The following is a 20,582-nucleotide window of genomic DNA, read 5'->3' as shown; positions in this document are numbered from 1 at the left end:
CCCGTGTCGCGCGGGAGGCGGGGGAGCCGGGAGGCGGGGGAGCCGGGAGCGCGGGAGGAGCCGGGAGCGCGAGGGAGGCCATCCGGGGAGCCGGAGATCCGGGGAACGGGGGAGCCGGAGGCAGGAGACAAGAGGCGGGAGCCCGGAGCCGGGAGAGCCGGGGAGGCCGCCCGAACCCACGCTCACCTCCCTCCCAACGTTTCACACGGCTTTTCGCAATTAGCCATTTATGGGGTTTCGGGTGTTATTTCGGGCGAGTGCCTCCGGGGACAGGGCACACCCACCCATATTCCATCCACCGCTATATCAAGGAAATTTAGGAAACGGGCTTTCAGAGGACCGTGTCTCCGTGCGACCGTAGAGGCACACGTTGTCAGGACGCTGGGGCTGCCATGGAAGCAGACGTCTTCGTCGGCAGGGAAACAGAACTCGCCGACGTCTCCGCGCTGCTCGAAAGGGTCCGGCACGTCACGCTGACCGGCCCCGCCGGGGTCGGGAAGACCTGCATCGCCCTGCGGCTGGCCCGCGCCCTCGAACCCGCGTTCCCCGGCGGCGTCCACGTCGTGGAGCTGTCGGAGGCGCCCACCGACCTCGACTCCCTGGCCGAGACGCTCGCCGACGCGATCGGCGCCCACCGCGGGCCGGGCGTCCCCGCGCTGCGGGCCCTGGTCGAGGAGTTCCTCACGCGCCGGACCCTGCTCGTCCTCGACACCTGCGACCGCGTCGTCGGCGCCACGGGCATCCTGGTCGGGCTGCTGCTGCGCTCGGTCGAGGGACTTCGCGTCCTGAGCACCAGCAGGCAGCGGCTGGGCCTGCCCGGCGAGCACCTCTACCCGGTCGGCGGCCTGCCCGACGCCGACGCCGTCCGTCTGATCACCGCCCTCGCCGGTGACAGGCTCGGCGACACCGATCCGGTCGAGCTCTGCAAGCGCCTCGACAACCTGCCGCTCGCGATCCGGCTCGCCGTGGCCGACGACACCCTCGGAAGCCCCGGCACCCTCGACGGACTCGCCGCCGCCCTCGACGGCCGCCTGATCTCCACCGCCGGCCTCGCCGCCTTCGACGGCCACGTGACCTCCCCCGACGAGCTCGCCGCGGCCCTCGAAGGCCGTACGATCCCCGCCGCCGAGCGCGAGATCCACGCCGAGAGGGCCGGCGCCACCCCGCGCGAGCAGGCCGCCGCTCCCCGGCGGCACAGCTCCATGCGCGTCGCCCTCGGCTGGAGCCACGAACTCTGCACCCCGCAGGAGCGCCTCCTGTGGGCGCGGGCCTCGGTCTTCGCCGGCACCTTCGACATCGAGGCCGCCGAGGAGGTCTGCGCCGGTGGCGCCCTCGCCGTCAAGGACGTCCTCGACGGGCTGCTCGGCCTGCTCGACAAGTCCGTCCTCGTCCGCGAGGAGGGCGAGGGCGGGGTCCGCTACCGCCTGCTCAACACCGTCCGCGAGTTCGGCGTGGTCTGGCTCGACCGGCTCGGCGAGACCGACGAGATCCAGCGCCGCCACCGCGACCACTTCCTCGCCCTGTCCGCCCGCGCCGAGATGAGCTGGCAGGGCCGCCAGCTTGAGTGGTACCGCAGGCTGGTCCTCGAATGCGGCAACATGCGTGGCGCCATCGAATACTGCTACTCCCGGCCGCAGGAATACCGCAGGGGCCTCGACCTGGTCGGCAACCTGTGGTTCCTGTGGGCGTGCTGCGGCATGCAGGCACCCGGCGACGACCTCCTCCAGCGCGGCCTCGACCTCGACCACACCCCCAGCCCCGAGCGGGTCAAGGCCCTGTGGGTGCACGCCTGGGTCTCGATCCAGCGTGGCGACCTCGTACGCGCCGAGCGCATCCTCACCGAATGCGCCGCGGAGGACGCCCACGGCTACGCCACGGCCTATGTCAGCCAGTTCCAGGCCCACCTCGCCGTCGTCAGGGGCGACGTGGTCGAGGCCCTGCGGCTCATCAAGCACGCCCGGGTGCGCCACCGCTCCACCGGCAACGTCTTCCCCGGCTTCCTGCCCACCTACACCGTGGTCGCCACCGCCATGATGCTCGCCAACCACCACGACCAGGCCGTCTCCGTCCTGCGCGAGGGACGCGAGCTCTGCGAGTCCTGCGGCGACTACTGGACCCTCATCCGCCTCGACCTCCTCCTGGCCCAGGCCGAGCACTCCCTCGGCGACACCGCCTCCGCCATCGAGTCCGCCTGCGGCTCCCTGAACGGGGCCCGCCTGTTCGGCGACAGCATCTCCCTCATGGAGGCGCTGGAGGTGTTCGTCGTGATCGCCGAGTCGTGCGCCGACGACATCTTCGCCGCCACCATGTTCGGGGCGTCCCGCGCCGCGTGGAAGAACGCCGACGTCCCGCCCAGCCGCTCACCCATGATCGCGACCCAGCTCCACGCGGCCGAGCTGAGGCTGCGCGGGCGCATGGGCAGGGCGGAGTTCGACCGGCTGGAGGCGCGGGGAGGTTCGATCAGCCTGCATGACGCCGTGGAACACGCACTCCAGGGGGACCTTTCTTGACGCGCTGCGGCAACCTGCCGGCCGAGATGAACAGCTTCGTCGGCCGCGTCACCGAGCTCGACGAGATCGCGAAACTCCTCACCCGGACGCGCCTGCTCACCCTGCGCGGCCCCGGGGGCGTCGGTAAGACACGCCTGGCCCTGCGGGCCGCGCGCAATCTCCGCGACGACTACCCCGACGGCGTCTGGGTGGCCGAGCTCTCCGCGGAGACCGACGGCGGCCTGCTCATCCACGGGGTCGCCGGAGTGTTCGGCCTGCACACCCCGGCCGAACGCCCCGCCCTGGAGTCCCTCGTCGAGCACCTCGCCGACCGGCGGCTCCTCATCGTCCTCGACACCTGTGAGCACCTGGTCGACTCCTGCGCCGCCATGGTCGTGGCCGTCCTGACCGGCGCGCCCGACGTCCAGATCATCGTGACCAGCCGCCAGGAGCTCGGCCTGCCGCTGGAGGTCGTCATGGTCGTCGAGCCCTTCCCCGTCCCCCCGCCCGAGGCCGCCGACCTCGCGGACCACGACGCGCCGAGTCTCTTCCTCGACCGCGCCAGGGCCGTGGCCCCCGGGCTGCGCACGGACGATCGGGCCATGATGGCCGTCGCCAGGCTCTGCCGCAGGCTCGACGGCATGCCACTCGCCATCGAGCTGGCCGCCAGCCACATGCGCGGCCTGTCGGCGACCCAGCTCGCCGACCAGCTCGACGTCCACTTCAAGCCGCCGGCCGACGGCGAGGGAATCCCCGTCCGCCACCACACGCTCCGCACCACCGCCGGGTGGAGCCACGAGCTGTGCACCCCCGCGGAACGCCTCCTGTGGGCACGCCTGTCGATCTTCCCCGCCGCCTTCGACACCGAGGCGGCGCGCGGGGTGTGCGAGGACGAGCGCCTGCCCGACGTCCCCGGCGTCCTCGCCGCGCTCGCGGCCAAATCCGTCGTCGCCCGCGTGGACGACCGCTACCGCCTGCTCGACACCATCAGGGACTACGGGCGGGACTGGCTCGACGAGCTGGGCGAGACCGGCCTGATGATCCGCAGGCACCGCGACCACTACCTGTCCACCGCCCGGCGCATGGGCGCCGAATGGTGTGGCCCGCACCAGCTCGAATGGGCCTGCTGGGCGCACAGGGAGCTGCCCAACATCCGCGCGGCCCTCGACCGCTGCCTCACCACGGGCGACCACCGCGGCGCCCTGGAGCTGGCCGGGGCCCTGTGGGTGCTCTGGTGCCATCTGGGGCTCGTCCGCGAGGGCCGCCACTACCTCGACCGTGCCCTGGCCGCCGCGCCCGCCCCCGACCGGGCCAGGTCCCAGCCGCTCTGGGTCGCCGCCCACCTCGCGCTCATCCAGGGAGACATGTCCCTGGCACGCGGCCGGGCCGAGGAGGCCGTCGAGAGCGCCCAGCGGCACGGTGACGGCGACGCCGAGGCGCACGCCCTCCTCGCCCTCGCCGAAGCCCGCCTGTTCAGCGGCGACCTGAGCCCGGAGGGCGCGCGGGCGTACGCGCTGCGCGTGGCCGCCGGGCTGCGACCCAACTCACCCGGGACGTTCTTCCTGCCCGCCTTCCTCGCCCTGGCCGCCACGTTCGGCGGCGACTTCGACGAGGCGGTGAGGATCCTGCGCGAGGCGCGCCCGGGTCACGAGGCGCGAGGGGAGCTGTCACAGCGCGCCATGGACGACTACGTCCTCTCCCTGGCCCTTTTCGGCAGGGGTGACATTGCCGAGGCCTCCGCGGCGGCCAGGGCGGCGCTGGAGGTCAAACGGCGGCTACGGGACACGCTCGGCGGCGTCCTCGCCATCGACCAGCTCGCCAGGATCGCCGCCGCCGAGGGCGACGGCCACCGCGCCGCCTGGCTCCTGGGTGCCGCGCAGCGCGTCTGGACCACCTTCGGGCCGCCCGCCACCGCGGCCGACACCATGACCGCGCTCCGCGAGGCCGTCGGGGCCCGCGCCACGTGCCTGATCGGCGAGACCGCCTACGCGCGGGCCTTCAACGAGGGCTCGGCCTCCCACTTCGAGGCCGCCGTCGCCTACGCCCTGCGAAGCTGAAACCCGCCCGGCGCGTACGGAGACCGCACTCGACCGGGCGGGAAACCGTCGTGCTCAGCCGGCCTGGCCGAGGAACTTGGCGAGGCGGCTCACGCCCTCGGCGAGGTCGTCGTCGCCGAGGGCGTAGGACAGGCGGAAGTAGCCCGGGGTGCCGAAGGCCTCACCGGGGACGACCGCCACCTCGGCCTCCTCCAGGATGATCTCGGCCAGCTCGGCGGAGGTCGCCGGGCGCCTGCCGCCGAACTCCTTGCCCAGCAGCGCCTTGACCGACGGGTAGGCGTAGAACGCGCCCAGCGGCTCGGGGCAGACCACGCCCGGGATCTCGTTGAGCATCCGGACCATGGTCCGGCGGCGCCGGTCGAAGGCGGCGCGCATCTCCGCCACGGCCGACAGGTCGCCGGTGACGGCGGCCAGCGCGGCGGCCTGGGCGACGTTGGAGACGTTGGAGGTGGCGTGCGACTGCAGGTTCGCCGCGGCCTTGACGACGTCCTTGGGGCCGATCAGCCAGCCCACCCGCCAGCCGGTCATCGCGTAGGTCTTGGCGACGCCGTTCAGGATCACGACCTTGTCGCCCAGCTCGGGGGCCACGGTGGCGATGCTCGCGAACGTCGCGTCGCCGTACGTGAGGTGCTCGTAGATCTCGTCCGTGACGACCCACAGGTCGTGCTCGGCGGCCCAGCGGCCGATCTCCGCGACCTGCTCGGGGGTGTACACCGCGCCGGTCGGGTTGGACGGGGAGACGAAGAGCAGCACCTTGGTGCGGTCGGTGCGCGCCGCCTCCAGCTGCTCCACGCTCGCCAGGTAGCCGGTGGTCTCGTCGGTCACCACGTCGACCTGGACGCCACCGGCGAGCTTGATCGCCTCTGGGTAGGTCGTCCAGTACGGGGCGACGACCAGGACCTCGTCGCCCGGGTCGAGCAGCGTGGCGAACGCCTCGTAGACGGCCTGCTTGCCACCGTTGGTGATCAGGACCTGGGCCGCGTCCACCCGGTAGCCGGAGTCGCGGAGCGTCTTGTCGGCGACGGCCTGCTTCAGCTCGGGAAGGCCGCCGGCCGGGGTGTACTTGTGGAACCTGGGGTTCCCGCACGCTTCGACGGCCGCCTCGACGATGTAGCCGGGGGTCGCGAAGTCCGGCTCACCGGCGCCGAAGCCGATGACCGGGCGGCCCGCCGCCTTCATCGCCTTGGCCTTGGCGTCCACGGCGAGCGTGGCGGACTCGGAGATCGCTGAGATGCGCGCTGAGATGCGAGGACGGGTCATGCCTCCATGGTTACAGACCTGTGCCGATGTTTCCGCCGGGTATCCACCATGTGGTCGCCCATGTGGTCACCACCCCCGCGAGCCGCGCGAACACCGGGAAAAAGCCCCTGAGCTGGACGATCGTCCCTCGGTTCGACGTGATGGCCATTCACACGTAGACTCCGGCATGTTCTTCCCGCCGCATGCGTGAACCGGCGGTCAAGACCGTGAGCCACGGACAAACTTCGGTCCAACCGATGTATGGTGGTTCATGTCTTAGGGCACTAGCGCAATTGGTAGCGCACCGGTCTCCAAAACCGGCGGTTGGGGGTTCGAGTCCCTCGTGCCCTGCTAGGAGCGGTCCGCGCATCAGGCGTCCAGCGCGCCGCTTATGTGCGTTGGACTCGATGGATTCAGGTGAGGACTGTGGCGATCGACACGCGCGGCGAAACCGCAGACAAGCCGAGCGGTGAGAAGAAGACTAAGCGCACTTCTCCCGCCCTTTTCTACCGGCAAGTAGTCGCCGAGCTGCGTAAGGTCATCTGGCCTACGCGCAAAGACCTCATTTCGTACACCATCATCGTCCTGGTCTTCGTTCTGATCATGGTCGGGATCGTGTCGGCTTTGGACGCGCTGTTCACCGAGGGCGTGCTGAGAGTCTTCGGCGGAGCCTGAGCCGCGGTCTCCTGCGGGCGAGACAGTCCTGCGGGCGGAGTCCACAAGCCATCGACGAAAAGAGAAAGAGCACCGTGTCCGAGTCTGCACAGTCGGCCGGCGAGTCCCGCGAAGAGCGCGAGGACGAGCTGGAGAAGGCCGTCGACGTCACCGAGGATTCGCTTGACGAGTCCGACGGGCAGGATGTCGACGCCGAAACCGACGCCGACGCCGAAACCGAGGCCGAGCAGGCCCCGGCCGGCGCCGTCGACGAGGACGGTGACGTCCTTCCCGACGTCGACCCGGTCGAGGAGTTCAAGCGGCACCTGCGGAGCCTGTTCGGCGAGTGGTACGTCATCCACTCCTACGCCGGTTACGAGAACCGCGTGAAGTCGAACATCGAGACCCGCACGCAGTCCCTCAACATGGAGGACTACATCTTCCAGGTCGAGGTGCCCACCCACCACGTGACCGAGATCAAGAGCGGCAAGCGCCAGCTGGTCAAGGAGCGGGTGCTGCCCGGCTACGTGCTGGTCCGGATGGAGCTCACCGACGAGTCCTGGTCCGCGGTGCGTAACACGCCCGGTGTTACCGGCTTTGTCGGCCTTTCCAACAAGCCGAGCCCGCTGAGCCTCGAAGAGGTCGCCAAGCTGCTCGCGCCGGAGCCCTCGGAAGAGGTCAAGAAGTCCACCGCGAAGGCCTCCGCCGCCACGGTCGACTTCGAGGTCGGCGAGTCCGTCACCGTCATGGACGGCCCGTTCGCCACGCTGCCCGCCACGGTCAGCGAGATCAGCGCCGAGTCGCAGAAGCTCAAGGTGCTCGTGTCGATCTTCGGTCGCGAGACCCCGGTCGAGCTCTCGTTCAACCAGGTCTCGAAAATCTAAACCGGTCGCGTAGACTTCATCAGTCTGCCCCGCGGTCGCGGGGATGGTTCCGAAATTCGCGGCGCCGGTCAACGTACAACCGCCGTGGACCCCGCGTGCGCGGGGATCCGGAACACCGTTCAGAGAAGCAAGGACCCGGAGAGAAACATGCCTCCTAAGAAGAAATTCGCCGCGCTGGTCAAGGTCCAGCTCCCCGCCGGCCAGGCCACGCCCGCGCCGCCGGTCGGTACCGCCCTCGGTCCGCACGGCGTCAACATCATGGAATTCGTGAAGCAGTACAACGCTGCCACCGAGGCCCAGCGCGGCAACATCATCCCCGTTGAGATCACCATCTACGAGGACCGCACCTTCACCTTCATCACGAAGACGCCCCCGGCGCCTGAGCTGATCAAGAAGGCCGCCGGTGTCGCCAAGGGTTCGGCCGTCCCGCAGAAGGACAAGGTGGGCAAGCTCACCAAGGAGCAGCTGCGCCAGATCGCCGAGACCAAGATGCAGGACCTCAACGCCAACGACGTCGCGGCCGCCGAGAAGATCATCGCCGGCACCGCCCGGTCGATGGGCATCACGATCGTCGACTAGCCGTAACGGCTGACGAGGCCCCCGCGGGCGCGAGAGACGATTCGCGTGGCCGTCGAGGGGCCGGCAACGGGCGGAGTACGAGCGACGTCCGCCAGGACAGTTTTCGAAGTAGGTGGAGGGGCCAGGCGCTGGCCCGCACCACGAACACTCGGATCCAGGAGTGATCACATGAAGCGCAGCAAGGGACACCGCGCCGCATCGGCGCAGATCGACCGCGAGACCCTGTACAGCCCGGCCCAGGCGGCCAAGCTGGCCAAGGAGACCAACGTCGCCAAGTTCGACGCCACCGTCGAGGTGGCCCTGCGGCTGGGTGTCGACCCCCGCAAGGCCGACCAGATGGTCCGCGGCACCGTCAACCTCCCGCACGGCACCGGCAAGACCGCCCGGGTCCTGGTCTTCGCGACCGGTGACCGTGCCGAGGAGGCCCGCGCCGCGGGTGCCGACATCGTCGGTGCCGACGAGCTGATCGACGAGGTCGCCAAGGGCCGCCTCGACTTCGACGCCGTCGTCGCCACCCCGGACCTCATGGGCAAGGTCGGCCGTCTGGGCCGCGTGCTCGGCCCCCGTGGCCTGATGCCGAACCCCAAGACCGGCACCGTGACCCCGGCCGTCGGCAAGGCCGTCACCGACATCAAGGGCGGCAAGATCGAGTTCCGTGTCGACCGGCACGCGAACCTGCACTTCATCATCGGCAAGGTGTCCTTCGGTGACCGCCAGCTCATCGAGAACTACGCCGCCGCCCTCGACGAGGTGCTGCGTCTCAAGCCGTCCGCGGCCAAGGGACGCTACGTCAAGAAGGTCGTCTTCTCCACGTCCATGGGCCCCGGCATCCAGGTCGACCCCAACCAGACGCGGGCGCTGACCGCCGAGCTCGACGCCTGATACCAGACGCCTTTTGGGAAAGGCCTCAACCGAATGGCCATTCGGTTGAGGCCTTTCTTCGTTCTCCCGGACGACGCGTCCGGCTTTGCCGACGCGTAGTGTCTTAGTCAGGATCATCGGGGAACGAAAGGGAGAAGACGAAATGCGCCGATTGGCTCCCGTAGTCGCATTGGGAGCGGCCGCGCTCGTCGCGGTCGCGGGATGCGGTGCGCAGGGCACCAGCTCCCTCGGAAACGTCAAACTCGCCGCGGCGGACGCGGTGCAGCAGAGCGCCCAGAAGGCCGAGGAGGTCACCTCCTACTCCGCGGACGTGGTTCTCGACGCCAGCGGCGGCGAGAAGGGCGGCGGCAAGGTCCAGGGCAGCATGCTCTACCAGAGCAAGCCCCAGCTGGCGACGGACATCAGGCTCGACACGATCACCTTCGGCGGGCAGAACGTGCCCGGTGGGGCGCGCGCCATCCTGTCGGGTGACACGGTCTACGTGAAGTCCGAGCTCATCAACAGGTTCGCCGGCACCGACAAGCCGTGGACCAAGGTGTCGCTCAGCGAGCTCGACGCCAAGGGGCAGTCCGAGATCAGGAAGTTCATGGACCAGGCCCAGCAGTTCGACCTGGCGGGCACCGTCAAGCTGCTGACCGCGTCGAAGGACGTCAAGGCGGTCGGCACCGAGACGGTCGGCGGGGTCGACACGACCCACTACAGCGGCACCTTCCCGGTCGCCGAGGCCGCCCAGCTGATCGACCCGGCCAAGCGTGAGCGGCTCCAGGAGCAGCTCTCGCAGGCCAAGAACGTGAAGTTCGACCTTTGGGCCGACGCCCAGAGTTTGCCCCGCAAGGTGACGCTCAGCGGCTCCGAGAAGGACGCGACGTTCAACCTGACGGCGCTCTTCAAGGGGTTCAACGAGCCCGTGGAGATCACCGCCCCGCCCGCCGACCAGGTGGGCGACCTGCCCGAGCACCGCGGCGGAAACTGACCGTTTCCCCGGAGATCCGCGCCCCCGGCCGAGTGGCCGGGGGCGCGAGCCTTTTCCGGGGCCGTCCGTCAGGGAGGGCTCCGGACCGGTGTCGTACGCGGGACGGCTCCGGGGTCGACGCCATGGGGGTTTGAAACCCCGGCATTTCGTCTTACCCCGGGCGCGCGCCGAGTTGGCATTCGTGGCGGCAGCACGTATGCTGTCAACGCCGAAGACCGCCGGTCGTCGTCAAGCCGCATGGCCTGATGACTTAAGGATCCACATCAGTGGACGGCCCGCGTAGGTTGTGATGTGAGTTTTCATCTGGACTAACCTCCTCATGTGAGCCCCGTGCGCCTGCGCCGGGGCTTGTTCGCTTTTCCGGACCCTTGCCCCGGCGGCACATCTGGAAGGAGGCCCATGGCGAAGGCAGAAAAGGCAACGGCTGTCGCTGAGCTGAAGAGCAGCTTCGACGGCTCCAATGCTGCCGTTCTGACCGAATACCGCGGTCTCACCGTCGCCCAGCTCAAGCAGCTGCGCGTTTCCCTCGGTGAGAATGCGAAGTTCGCCGTGGTGAAGAACACGCTGACCAAGATCGCGGCCACCGAGGCCGGGTTCAACCAGCTCAACGACCTGCTCGCGGGTCCGTCGGCGATCGCGTTCGTCAACGGCGACGTGGTCGAGGCTGCCAAGAGTCTGCGTGACTTCGCCAAGGCCAATCCCCTCCTGATCATCAAGGGCGGTGTCGTCGACGGCAGGTCGATGACGCCGGACGAGATCAGCAAGCTTGCCGACCTTGAGTCGCGTGAGGTTCTCCTCGCGAAGCTGGCCGGTGCCCTGAAGGCGAAGCAGGGCCACGCGGCCGCCGTCTTCAACGCGCTGCCCACCAACATGGCTCAGCTGGCCGAGGCCCTGCGCGCCAAGCGCGAAGGCGCCGGCGAGTAGGTCCGCGCAGGCGGTCACAGGGGATTAACGCAAACCGCGGTCCCATCTTTCTTTAGTAGTTCAGATCCGTATGGAGGAACCATCATGGCGAAGCTCAGCACCGACGAGCTGCTCGACGCTTTCAAGGAGATGACTCTCCTCGAGCTGTCCGACTTCGTGAAGCTCTTCGAGGAGACCTTCGACGTCAAGGCCGCTGCCCCCGTCGCCGTCGCCGCCGCCGCCCCCGGTGCGGCCGCTGTCGAAGAGGTCGAGGAGCAGGACGAGTTCGACGTCATCCTCGAGGCCGCCGGCGAGAAGAAGATCCAGGTCATCAAGGAGATCCGCGCCCTGACGAGCCTGGGCCTCAAGGAGGCCAAGGACCTCGTTGACGGCGCTCCCAAGTCCGTCTTCGACGGCAAGGTCAACAAGGAGCAGGCCGAGAAGGCCAAGGCCGCCCTTGAGGGCGCCGGCGCTTCGGTGACCGTCAAGTAGTTCGTCTCACCGGAAAGAGCGGGTCCACCTGGTGCCGGTGGCCCGCTCTTTTCGTGTTTCCACTGCTTTTTGTGTTTTCGACGTCTTTTGGGTTTTCACCGCCCGGTCGGCTCGTACGCCGGCTTGTACGCCGGTTCCTATGCGGGTGAGACCGGCGTGGGGGCCGGAAGCGGCTGGTCGGGGGTTGCGCGGCGGTGGCGAGGGGGGACCGCGGTCACGGGGCCGGACGCCTCGTCGTTCCCGGAACGGGGTGAGGAGCCGGGCGAAATGGCCCGGGGCATGTGCGCGAAGGCCGTTATGTGGATCCGCGCGGCGGGTTATGATCCGGCGGTCGGGGAGCATGCCGTCCCGCGTGGCGAGGTGGCCGCGCTCACCGGCCCGCGTTCCGCGGACCGTGCGATGGGAGAGAACGCATGGCAGTGCACGCCACTCGCTCCCGTCGCTCGCGTCGCTCCCGCCGTCCGCTCAGGATCGCGGGGCCGGTGCTGGGGGTGCTGATCGTGGTGCTGGTGGCCGCCGCCTTCTGGGTCGGCGCCACCCTGCGCGACGCCCAGACGGCCGCTGACGACCGGCAGGCCGCGTTGCGGGCGGCGGGGGCGCATGCCGTGTATCTGCTCTCCGTCGGCTACCGGAGCGTCGACGAGGACATCGGGCGCATTCTCGGCACCTCGACGGGGGTGGCGAGGGCCGAGTACGCGAGGACCGCCGCGGAGCTCAAGAGGAGCACGGTCAAGGACAAGATCCTCCAGACGGGCGCGCTGCGGGCCTCGGGGCTGGTCTCGCTGAGGGGGAGCACGGCCCAGGTGATGGTGGTGGGCGACGCGGTGATCCGGCGGGACGGGAGCGAGGACGCCCCTCGGGAGCGGTTCTACCGGTGGAACATGGAAGTGACCAAGGTGGGGGGAGCCTGGCTCGTGTCCAAGGCGGAGCTGGTGCTGTGAGGCGTGCCTCCCGGTTGGCGATCGGGCTCATGGTCGCCGTCGCGCTCGCGCTCGCGGCGGCTGTCTGGATCATGTTCACCGACCTGAGCCGGTTGCGCGCGGACGAGACGGCGGGACGGGAGGCGCTCGCCGCGGCCCGTTCGGTCGCCCCCGACATGCTGTCGTACGACTATCGTACGATCGAACAGGATTTCGCAAGAGCGGGGGGATACACCACCGGGGCGCTCAGCCTGCACTACCGGCAGCTGGCCAGGAGCATGGCTCCGCAGGCCAGGAAGCAGAAGACGGTGCAGCAGGCCGCGGTGACGGGGGCCGGGGTCGAGTCGGTGGAGTCCGGGGATTCCGGCCGGGTCGAGGTGCTGCTCTTCATGAGCATGAGCACGGTCAGGACCCCCGAGGGGGAGAAGGAGCCCCGCCGGGTCGTCAGCCAGAACCGGGCCAGGTTCATCATGGTCAAGAAGGACACCCGCTGGCTGGTCTCGGAGCTCTCCACGCTGCTCGGAGACCCCCCGCCCCCGTGATCGGCGCGTCGCTATATCCAATTGTTAGCAAAGCCTCGGTTTAGGCTGGGTTCGCGGTTGGGTACATCGACCATGGCAGCGTCGATCGTCAGTCGATCCCTCGGCTGGTGTTCGATCCGCCGCGTGACTCAGCGTCAGCCACAGCAGGTGGGACATCGTCTCCGGCCTTGTGGTGTACGCAGGTCACCCGGTGGGAAAACTCCCAGGGTCTCGGCTATTCCCCGGCCGAAATGTCAGCTCCCGGGCTTGACGTTTCGGCTCTGACGGGCGATGCTGCGACCAACGTGGAGCTTGCAGCGAGACTGAAGTGGACAGGTGTATGCCGTTCGGCTACACTGCCCCTTTGCGCTGCCCTTTGACGACCCGCTTCTTTTGGTGCTCTGATGCATGGTCGTCTGGCGTGCGTGTAGTCAGTCCGCCGCGAGCCCTCGGAAGGACATCTGTTGGCAGCCTCGCGCAACGCCTTCGCCGTACCCGCCGGTCCCCGTCGTGTGTCTTTCGCACGAATCCAGGAGCCGCTAGAAGTTCCTGATCTTCTCGCTCTTCAGACCGAGTCCTTCGACTGGTTGCTCGGCAACGAGAAGTGGAAGGGGCGGGTCGAGGCGGCTCGCCAGGCCGGGCGCAAGGACGTTCCGGCCCAGTCGGGCCTCGAAGAGATCTTTGAGGAGATCAGTCCCATCGAGGACTTCTCCGGGACCATGTCCCTGTCGTTCCGTGATCACCGGTTCGAGCCGCCCAAGTACTCAGTCGATGAGTGCAAAGACAAGGACATGACCTACTCCGCCCCGATGTTCGTCACGGCGGAGTTCATCAATAACACCACTGGTGAGATCAAGAGCCAGACCGTGTTCATGGGCGACTTCCCGCTCATGACCGGCAAGGGCACGTTCATCATCAACGGCACCGAGCGTGTCGTCGTCTCCCAGCTGGTCCGGTCCCCGGGCGTCTACTTCGACCGCAGCGTCGACAAGACCTCCGACAAGGACCTCTATGGATGCAAGGTGATCCCCTCCCGGGGCGCCTGGCTTGAGTTCGAGATCGACAAGCGCGACAGCGTCGGTGTCCGCATCGACCGCAAGCGCAAGCAGGCCGTCACCGTCCTGCTCAAGGCGCTCGGCTGGACCAGCGAGCAGATCCTCGAGCGTTTCGGGCAGTACGAGTCCATGCGCGCCACCCTGGAGAAGGACCACACGGCCGGCCAGGACGACGCGCTGCTCGACATCTACCGCAAGCTGCGTCCGGGCGAGCCGCCGACCAAGGAGTCGGCGCAGACGCTGCTGGAGAACCTGTACTTCAACTCCAAGCGCTACGACCTCGCCAAGGTCGGCCGATACAAGATCAACAAGAAGCTCGGGGTCGACAGCGAGATCACCCAGGGCACGCTCACCGAGGACGACATCGTCGCCACCATCGAGTACATCGTCCGGCTGCACGCCGGCGAGGTCGAGATGCCCGGCGCCAACGGTGCGATCGTCGTCGAGACCGACGACATCGACCACTTCGGCAACCGCCGTCTGCGCACGGTGGGTGAGCTCATCCAGAACCAGGTCCGCCTGGGCCTGGCCCGCATGGAGCGTGTCGTCCGCGAGCGGATGACGACCCAGGACGTCGAGGCGATCACGCCGCAGACCCTGATCAACATCCGCCCGGTCGTGGCGTCGATCAAGGAGTTCTTCGGCACCTCCCAGCTGTCGCAGTTCATGGACCAGACCAACCCCCTGGCGGGCCTGACGCACAAGCGTCGTCTGTCCGCGCTGGGTCCCGGTGGTCTGTCCCGTGAGCGGGCCGGCTTCGAGGTCCGTGACGTCCACCCCTCGCACTACGGCCGCATGTGCCCGATCGAGACGCCGGAAGGACCGAACATCGGTCTGATCGGCTCGCTCGCCTCCTTCGGCCGGGTCAACTCCTTCGGGTTCGTCGAGACCCCCTACCGCAAGGTCGTCGACGGCCGGGTCACCGACCAGGTCGACTACCTGACCGCGGACGAGGAGGACCGGCACGTCATCGCCCAGGCGAACACGCCGGTCGGTCCCGACGGGACGTTCGTCGAGCCGCGCGTGCTCGTCCGCAGGAAGGGCGGGGAGTTCGAGTCCCTGCGCGCCAACGAGGTCGACTACATGGACGTCTCGGCACGCCAGATGGTGTCCGTGGCGACCGCGATGATCCCGTTCCTGGAGCACGACGACGCCAACCGCGCGCTCATGGGCTCCAACATGCAGCGCCAGTCGGTGCCGCTGCTCAAGAGCGAGGCGCCGCTGGTCGGCACCGGCATGGAGTACCGCGCCGCGACCGACGCCGGTGATGTCATCACCGCCGACAAGGCCGGTGTGGTCGAGGAGGTCTCCGCCGACTACGTCACGGTGATGAACGACGACGGCACCCGTACGACCTACCGGGTCGCCAAGTTCAAGCGCTCCAACCAGGGCACCTGCTTCAACCAGAAGCCGATCGTCAAGGAAGGCGACCGGATCGAGGTCAACCAGGTCGTCGCCGACGGTCCCTGCACCGACGACGGCGAGATGGCCCTGGGCAAGAACCTCCTCGTGGCGTTCATGCCGTGGGAGGGTCACAACTACGAGGACGCGATCATCCTCTCCCAGCGTCTGGTGCAGGACGACGTCCTCTCCTCGATCCACATCGAGGAGCACGAGGTCGACGCCCGCGACACCAAGCTGGGCCCCGAGGAGATCACCCGGGACATCCCGAACGTCTCCGAGGAGGTCCTGGCCGACCTCGACGAGCGCGGCATCATCCGCATCGGCGCCGAGGTCGTCCCCGGCGACATCCTCGTCGGCAAGGTCACGCCCAAGGGCGAGACCGAGCTCACCCCCGAGGAGCGCCTGCTCCGCGCGATCTTCGGTGAGAAGGCCCGCGAGGTCCGTGACACCTCCCTGAAGGTGCCGCACGGTGAGCAGGGCAAGGTCATCGGCGTCCGCGTGTTCAGCCGCGAGGAGGGCGACGAGCTCCCCCCCGGCGTCAACGAGCTGGTCCGCGTCTACGTGGCCCAGAAGCGTAAGATCACCGACGGCGACAAGCTGGCCGGCCGTCACGGCAACAAGGGCGTCATCTCCAAGATCCTCCCGGTCGAGGACATGCCGTTCCTTGAGGACGGCACCGCCGTCGACATCATCCTCAACCCCCTGGGCGTGCCCGGCCGAATGAACGTCGGCCAGGTCCTGGAGACCCACCTCGGGTGGATCGCCGCCAGAGGGTGGGACATCTCCGGCATCCAGGAGGCGTGGGCCGAGCGGCTGCGCGACAAGGGCTTCGCCGAGGTCGACCCGCGCACCAACATGGCCACGCCGGTGTTCGACGGTGCCAACGAGGAAGAGATCATCGGTCTGCTCGACAACACCCTGGTCAACAGGGACGGCGGGCGCATGGTCGGCGCGAACGGAAAGGCCCAGCTGTTCGACGGCCGCTCCGGGGAGCCGTTCCCGCACCCGATCTCCGTCGGCTACATCTACATCCTGAAGCTGCTCCACCTGGTCGACGACAAGATCCACGCTCGGTCGACCGGCCCGTACTCCATGATCACCCAGCAGCCGCTCGGCGGTAAGGCCCAGTTCGGTGGCCAGCGCTTCGGTGAGATGGAGGTCTGGGCCCTGGAGGCGTACGGCGCCGCCTACGCCCTGCAGGAGCTGCTCACCATCAAGTCCGACGACGTCCTCGGCCGCGTGAAGGTCTACGAGGCGATCGTCAAGGGTGAGAACATTCCCGAGCCGGGCATCCCGGAGTCGTTCAAGGTCCTCATCAAGGAAATGCAGTCGCTGTGCCTGAACGTCGAGGTGCTCTCCAGCGACGGCATGTCCATCGAGATGCGCGACACCGACGAAGACGTCTTCCGCGCCGCGGAAGAACTCGGCATCGACCTGTCCCGGCGCGAGCCGAGCAGTGTCGAAGAGGTCTGATCTAGAAGCTGAGGAGGGGATTACATAGTGCTCGACGTCAACTTCTTCGACGAGCTTCGGATCGGCCTCGCGACCGCCGACGACATCCGCCAGTGGTCGCACGGCGAGGTGAAGAAGCCCGAAACCATCAACTACCGGACGCTCAAGCCCGAGAAGGACGGACTCTTCTGCGAGAAGATCTTCGGTCCGACCCGCGACTGGGAGTGCTACTGCGGTAAGTACAAGCGCGTCCGCTTCAAGGGCATCATCTGTGAGCGCTGTGGCGTCGAGGTGACCCGCGCCAAGGTGCGTCGTGAGCGGATGGGCCACATCGAGCTGGCCGCGCCCGTCACGCACATCTGGTACTTCAAGGGTGTCCCGTCCCGCCTGGGATACCTGCTCGACCTGGCCCCGAAGGACCTGGAGAAGGTCATCTACTTCGCGGCCTACATGATCACGCACGTCGACAAGGAAATGCGTGAGCGTGACCTGCCGTCGCTGGAGGCGAAGATCTCCGTCGAGCGGCAGCACATCGAGCAGCGCCGTGACGCCGACATCGAGGCTCGCCAGCGCAAGCTGGAGACCGACCTGGCCGAGCTTGAGGCCGCGGGCGCCAAGGGCGACCAGCGCCGCAAGGTCCGCGAGGGCGCCGAGCGTGAGATGCGGCAGCTGCGCGACCGGGCCCAGCGCGAGCTGGACCGGCTGGACGAGGTCTGGAGCCGCTTCAAGAACCTCAAGGTCCAGGACCTGGAGGGCGACGAGCTGCTCTACCGCGAGATGCGCGACCGCTTCGGCCGCTACTTCCGCGGTGGCATGGGCGCCCAGGCGATCCAGGAGCGTCTGACCAACTTCGACCTCGCTCTTGAGGCCGAGAACCTGCGCGAGACGATCCGCAGCGGCAAGGGCCAGAAGAAGGCCCGCGCGCTCAAGCGTCTCAAGGTCGTGTCGGCGTTCCTGAACACCCGCAACTCGCCCAACGGGATGGTCCTCGACTGCATCCCGGTCATCCCGCCGGACCTGCGCCCGATGGTGCAGCTCGACGGTGGCCGGTTCGCGACCTCGGACCTGAACGACCTGTACCGCCGGGTGATCAACCGCAACAACCGCCTCAAGCGTCTCCTCGACCTCGGCGCCCCCGAGATCATCGTGAACAACGAGAAGCGGATGCTCCAGGAGGCCGTCGACGCGCTGTTCGACAACGGCCGCCGTGGCCGCCCGGTCACCGGTCCCGGCAACCGCCCCCTGAAGTCCCTCAGCGACATGCTGAAGGGCAAGCAGGGCCGGTTCCGCCAGAACCTGCTGGGCAAGCGAGTCGACTACTCCGGCCGTTCGGTCATCGTCGTCGGCCCGCAGCTGAAGCTGCACCAGTGCGGTCTGCCCAAGCAGATGGCGCTGGAGCTCTTCAAGCCGTTCGTGATGAAGCGCCTGGTCGACCTGAACCACGCGCAGAACATCAAGTCGGCCAAGCGGATGGTCGAGCGTGCCCGGCCGGTCGTGTGGGACGTCCTCGAAGAGGTCATCACCGAGCACCCCGTGCTGCTCAACCGCGCGCCGACCCTGCACCGCCTGGGCATCCAGGCCTTCGAGCCGCAGCTGGTCGAGGGCAAGGCCATCCAGATCCACCCGCTCGTCTGCACCGCGTTCAACGCGGACTTCGACGGTGACCAGATGGCCGTGCACCTGCCGCTGTCGGCCGAGGCGCAGGCCGAGGCCCGCATCCTGATGCTGTCGACGAACAACATCCTCAAGCCGGCCGACGGCAAGCCCGTGACCATGCCCACCCAGGACATGATCATCGGCCTCTACTCGCTGACCACGCTCAAGGACGAGGACGAGAACGGTGTCGGCAGGGGCCGGGTCTTCGGCTCGGTGTCGGAGGCGCTCATGGCCTTCGACCGCCGAGAGCTCGACATCCAGTCGCTGATCCAGATCCGGATGAAGGGCGACGTCCCGCCGCCCCGAGGCTGGGCCGGTCCCGAGGGCTGGGAGGCCGGTGACAGCTACCGCCTGGAGACCACCCTGGGCCGGTGCCTGTTCAACCAGACCCTGCCGGCGAACTACCCGTACGTGAACTCGCAGGTCGGCAAGAAGCAGCTGTCGGTCATCGTCAACGAGCTCGCCGAGAAGTACCCCAAGGTCGAGGTCGCCGCGGCGCTCGACGCCCTCAAGGACGCCGGTTTCTACTGGGCGACCAGGGCCGGTGTGACGATCTCCATCGAGGACGTCATCGCGCCGCCGAACAAGGCCGACATCATGGAGACGTACGAGCGCAGGGCCGACAAGGTCCAGCGTGAGTACGAGCGCGGTCTGATCACGGACGAGGAGCGCCGCCAGGAGCTCATCGAGATCTGGACGCACGCGACCAGTGACGTGACCGACGACATGCAGCAGGCGTTCCCGAAGACCAACCCGGTCTGGATGATGGTCCAGTCGGGCGCCCGAGGAAACCTGATGCAGGTCCGGCAGATCTCCGGCATCCGCGGTCTGGTGTCCAACACCAAGGGTGAGACGATCCCGCGTCCGATCAAGGCCTCGTTCCGCGAGGGCCTGTCGGTGCTGGAGTACTTCATCTCCACCCACGGCCAGCGGAAGGGTCTGGCGGACACCGCGCTGCGGACCGCCGACTCCGGCTACCTGACCCGTCGTCTGGTGGACGTGGCGCAGGACGTCATCGTCCGCGAGATCGACTGCGGCACCGACCGCGCCGTCCCGCTGCACGTCGGCGAGCGCGACGCCCAGGGCAACCTGGTCAAGGCGGAGAACGCCGAGAGCAACGTGCACGGCCGCATCCTCGCCGAGGACGTGGAGGTGGACGGCAAGATCATCGCGCCGGTGGGTGTCGACATCAACGACATCCACGTCACCGCGCTGGTCGAGGCCGGGGTGGAGACCGTCAGGACCCGCAGCGCCCTCGTCTGCGAGGCCAAGATCGGTGTCTGCGCCACCTGCTACGGCCGTTCGCTCGCGACCGGCAAGCTCGTGGACGTCGGCGAGGCGGTCGGCATCATCGCCGCCCAGTCGATCGGCGAGCCCGGCACCCAGCTGACGATGCGTACCTTCCACACCGGTGGTGTGGCGGGTGCCGACATCACCCACGGTCTGCCCCGTGTCCAGGAGCTCTTCGAGGCGCGCGTCCCCAAGGGCGTCGCCCCGATCAGCGAGGCCGAGGGCCGGGTCCGCGTCGACGAGACCGACAAGACGCGGAAGATCGTGATCGTCCCGGACGACGGTTCCGAGGAGGTCGCGTACCCGGTGTCGATGCGGTCGCGGATGCTGGTCTCGGACGGGCAGCGGGTCACGGTCGGCCAGCAGCTGATCGCCGGTGCGGTCAACCCCAACGAGGTGCTGCGCATCCTCGGCCCCCGGGCCGTGCAGCTGCACCTCGTGGCGGAGGTCCAGCAGGTCTACCGCTCGCAGGGTGTGTCGATCCACGACAAGCACATCGAGATCATCGTGCGGCAGATGCTCAAGCGCGTGAACGTGCTGGAGTCCGGCGACGCCGACATGCTGCCCGGCGAGCTCGTCGAGCGGCCGCGCTTCGAGCGGATCAACCGCGAGTGCGTGGCGGAGGGCGGCACGCCGGCCTCCGGCCGCCCGGTGCTGATGGGCATCACCAAGGCCTCGCTCGCCACCGAGTCCTGGCTGTCCGCGGCGTCCTTCCAGGAGACGACCCGAGTGCTCACCGACGCGGCGATCCACGCCAAGTCGGACTCGCTGCTCGGCCTCAAGGAGAACGTCATCATCGGAAAGCTCATCCCGGCCGGTACGGGCATGCCCCAGTACCGCAACATCCGGGTCGAGCCGACCGAGGAGGCGAAGGCCGCCATGTACACCGTCGGCGGCTACGACGGCTCCGCGGCCGACTACACCTTCGGCTCGGGCTCCGGTGAGGCCGTGCCGCTGGAGGAGTACGACTTCGGTCAGTACAACCGCTGAGTGGTCGCGAACGGCTGAGTGCCACGAACGGCTGAGTGTCACGGACGGCGCCCGGTCCCCGGAAGGGGGCCGGGCGCCGTCGCCTTTTCCCGCCGCCCTCCCTTCCTTCCTTTCCTCCCCGCGGTCGTCTCCCCGCGCCGTC

Annotated in this window: 14 protein-coding genes and 1 tRNA gene; 14 read left to right on the top strand and 1 reads right to left on the bottom strand. The window is 68.4% G+C overall.

What is annotated here, in order from left to right:
- The first annotated feature begins 392 nt into the window (after positions 1-392).
- Both ABD817_RS00900 and ABD817_RS00895 read left to right on the top strand, forming a co-directional pair.
- Positions 393-2,510: an ATP-binding protein gene (locus ABD817_RS00900; protein ID WP_344913828.1), complete on the top strand. Its 2,118-nt coding sequence runs from the start codon at positions 393-395 to the stop codon at positions 2,508-2,510.
- A 26-nt stretch (positions 2,511-2,536) separates the two neighbouring features.
- A complete protein-coding gene (locus ABD817_RS00895; protein WP_344913825.1) occupies positions 2,537-4,546 on the top strand; it encodes an ATP-binding protein in 2,010 nt (669 codons plus the stop codon).
- Positions 4,547-4,600: 54 nt separating this feature from the next.
- Here ABD817_RS00895 and ABD817_RS00890 read toward each other — a convergent pair whose 3' ends face one another.
- A complete protein-coding gene (locus tag ABD817_RS00890) occupies positions 4,601-5,806 on the bottom strand; it encodes a pyridoxal phosphate-dependent aminotransferase (protein ID WP_344913823.1) in 1,206 nt (401 codons plus the stop codon).
- Positions 5,807-6,063: 257 nt separating this feature from the next.
- Here ABD817_RS00890 and ABD817_RS00885 point away from each other — a divergent pair.
- From ABD817_RS00885 to ABD817_RS00830, 12 genes are all read left to right on the top strand, one after another.
- Positions 6,064-6,136: transfer RNA gene (locus ABD817_RS00885), tRNA-Trp, on the top strand.
- 75 nt (positions 6,137-6,211) lie between these two features.
- Positions 6,212-6,460, top strand: a complete 249-nt coding sequence (secE, locus tag ABD817_RS00880) for a preprotein translocase subunit SecE (protein WP_344913820.1) — start codon at positions 6,212-6,214, stop codon at positions 6,458-6,460.
- A gap of 74 nt (positions 6,461-6,534) precedes the next feature.
- Entirely contained in the window at positions 6,535-7,323 is a 789-nt protein-coding gene (gene nusG / locus ABD817_RS00875; protein ID WP_329089908.1) for a transcription termination/antitermination protein NusG, read from the top strand.
- A gap of 147 nt (positions 7,324-7,470) precedes the next feature.
- Entirely contained in the window at positions 7,471-7,902 is a 432-nt protein-coding gene (gene rplK / locus ABD817_RS00870) for a 50S ribosomal protein L11 (RefSeq protein WP_344913817.1), read from the top strand.
- 168 nt (positions 7,903-8,070) lie between these two features.
- Positions 8,071-8,784 (top strand): 50S ribosomal protein L1, encoded by a 714-nt coding sequence (gene rplA, locus ABD817_RS00865; protein ID WP_344913814.1) that lies wholly within the window; start codon positions 8,071-8,073, stop codon positions 8,782-8,784.
- Positions 8,785-8,926: 142 nt separating this feature from the next.
- Positions 8,927-9,757 (top strand): SCO4651 family lipoprotein, encoded by an 831-nt coding sequence (locus ABD817_RS00860; protein ID WP_344913811.1) that lies wholly within the window; start codon positions 8,927-8,929, stop codon positions 9,755-9,757.
- A gap of 399 nt (positions 9,758-10,156) precedes the next feature.
- Positions 10,157-10,681 carry a 50S ribosomal protein L10 gene (rplJ, locus tag ABD817_RS00855; protein ID WP_344746617.1) on the top strand — a complete coding sequence of 175 codons (525 nt, stop codon included), beginning with the start codon at positions 10,157-10,159 and terminating at the stop codon, positions 10,679-10,681.
- 84 nt (positions 10,682-10,765) lie between these two features.
- Positions 10,766-11,152: a 50S ribosomal protein L7/L12 gene (rplL, locus tag ABD817_RS00850; RefSeq protein WP_344746616.1), complete on the top strand. Its 387-nt coding sequence runs from the start codon at positions 10,766-10,768 to the stop codon at positions 11,150-11,152.
- A 413-nt stretch (positions 11,153-11,565) separates the two neighbouring features.
- Positions 11,566-12,093 carry a hypothetical protein gene (locus ABD817_RS00845; RefSeq protein WP_344913808.1) on the top strand — a complete coding sequence of 176 codons (528 nt, stop codon included), beginning with the start codon at positions 11,566-11,568 and terminating at the stop codon, positions 12,091-12,093.
- Positions 12,090-12,614 (top strand): hypothetical protein, encoded by a 525-nt coding sequence (locus ABD817_RS00840; protein WP_344913805.1) that lies wholly within the window; start codon positions 12,090-12,092, stop codon positions 12,612-12,614. The genes ABD817_RS00845 and ABD817_RS00840 overlap by 4 nt, the downstream gene beginning before the upstream one ends.
- Before the next feature lie 443 nt (positions 12,615-13,057).
- Positions 13,058-16,525 carry a DNA-directed RNA polymerase subunit beta gene (rpoB, locus tag ABD817_RS00835; RefSeq protein WP_344913803.1) on the top strand — a complete coding sequence of 1,156 codons (3,468 nt, stop codon included), beginning with the start codon at positions 13,058-13,060 and terminating at the stop codon, positions 16,523-16,525.
- Positions 16,526-16,552: 27 nt separating this feature from the next.
- Positions 16,553-20,440 (top strand): DNA-directed RNA polymerase subunit beta', encoded by a 3,888-nt coding sequence (locus tag ABD817_RS00830; protein ID WP_344913800.1) that lies wholly within the window; start codon positions 16,553-16,555, stop codon positions 20,438-20,440.
- Positions 20,441-20,582 lie beyond the last annotated feature (142 nt).

It is taken from the genome of Streptosporangium oxazolinicum, from assembly GCF_039537505.1.
In the GTDB taxonomy this organism is placed as follows: domain Bacteria; phylum Actinomycetota; class Actinomycetes; order Streptosporangiales; family Streptosporangiaceae; genus Streptosporangium; species Streptosporangium oxazolinicum.
Note: the sequence above shows the minus strand (reverse complement) of the source record. Positions and strands in the feature narration are given on the sequence as shown.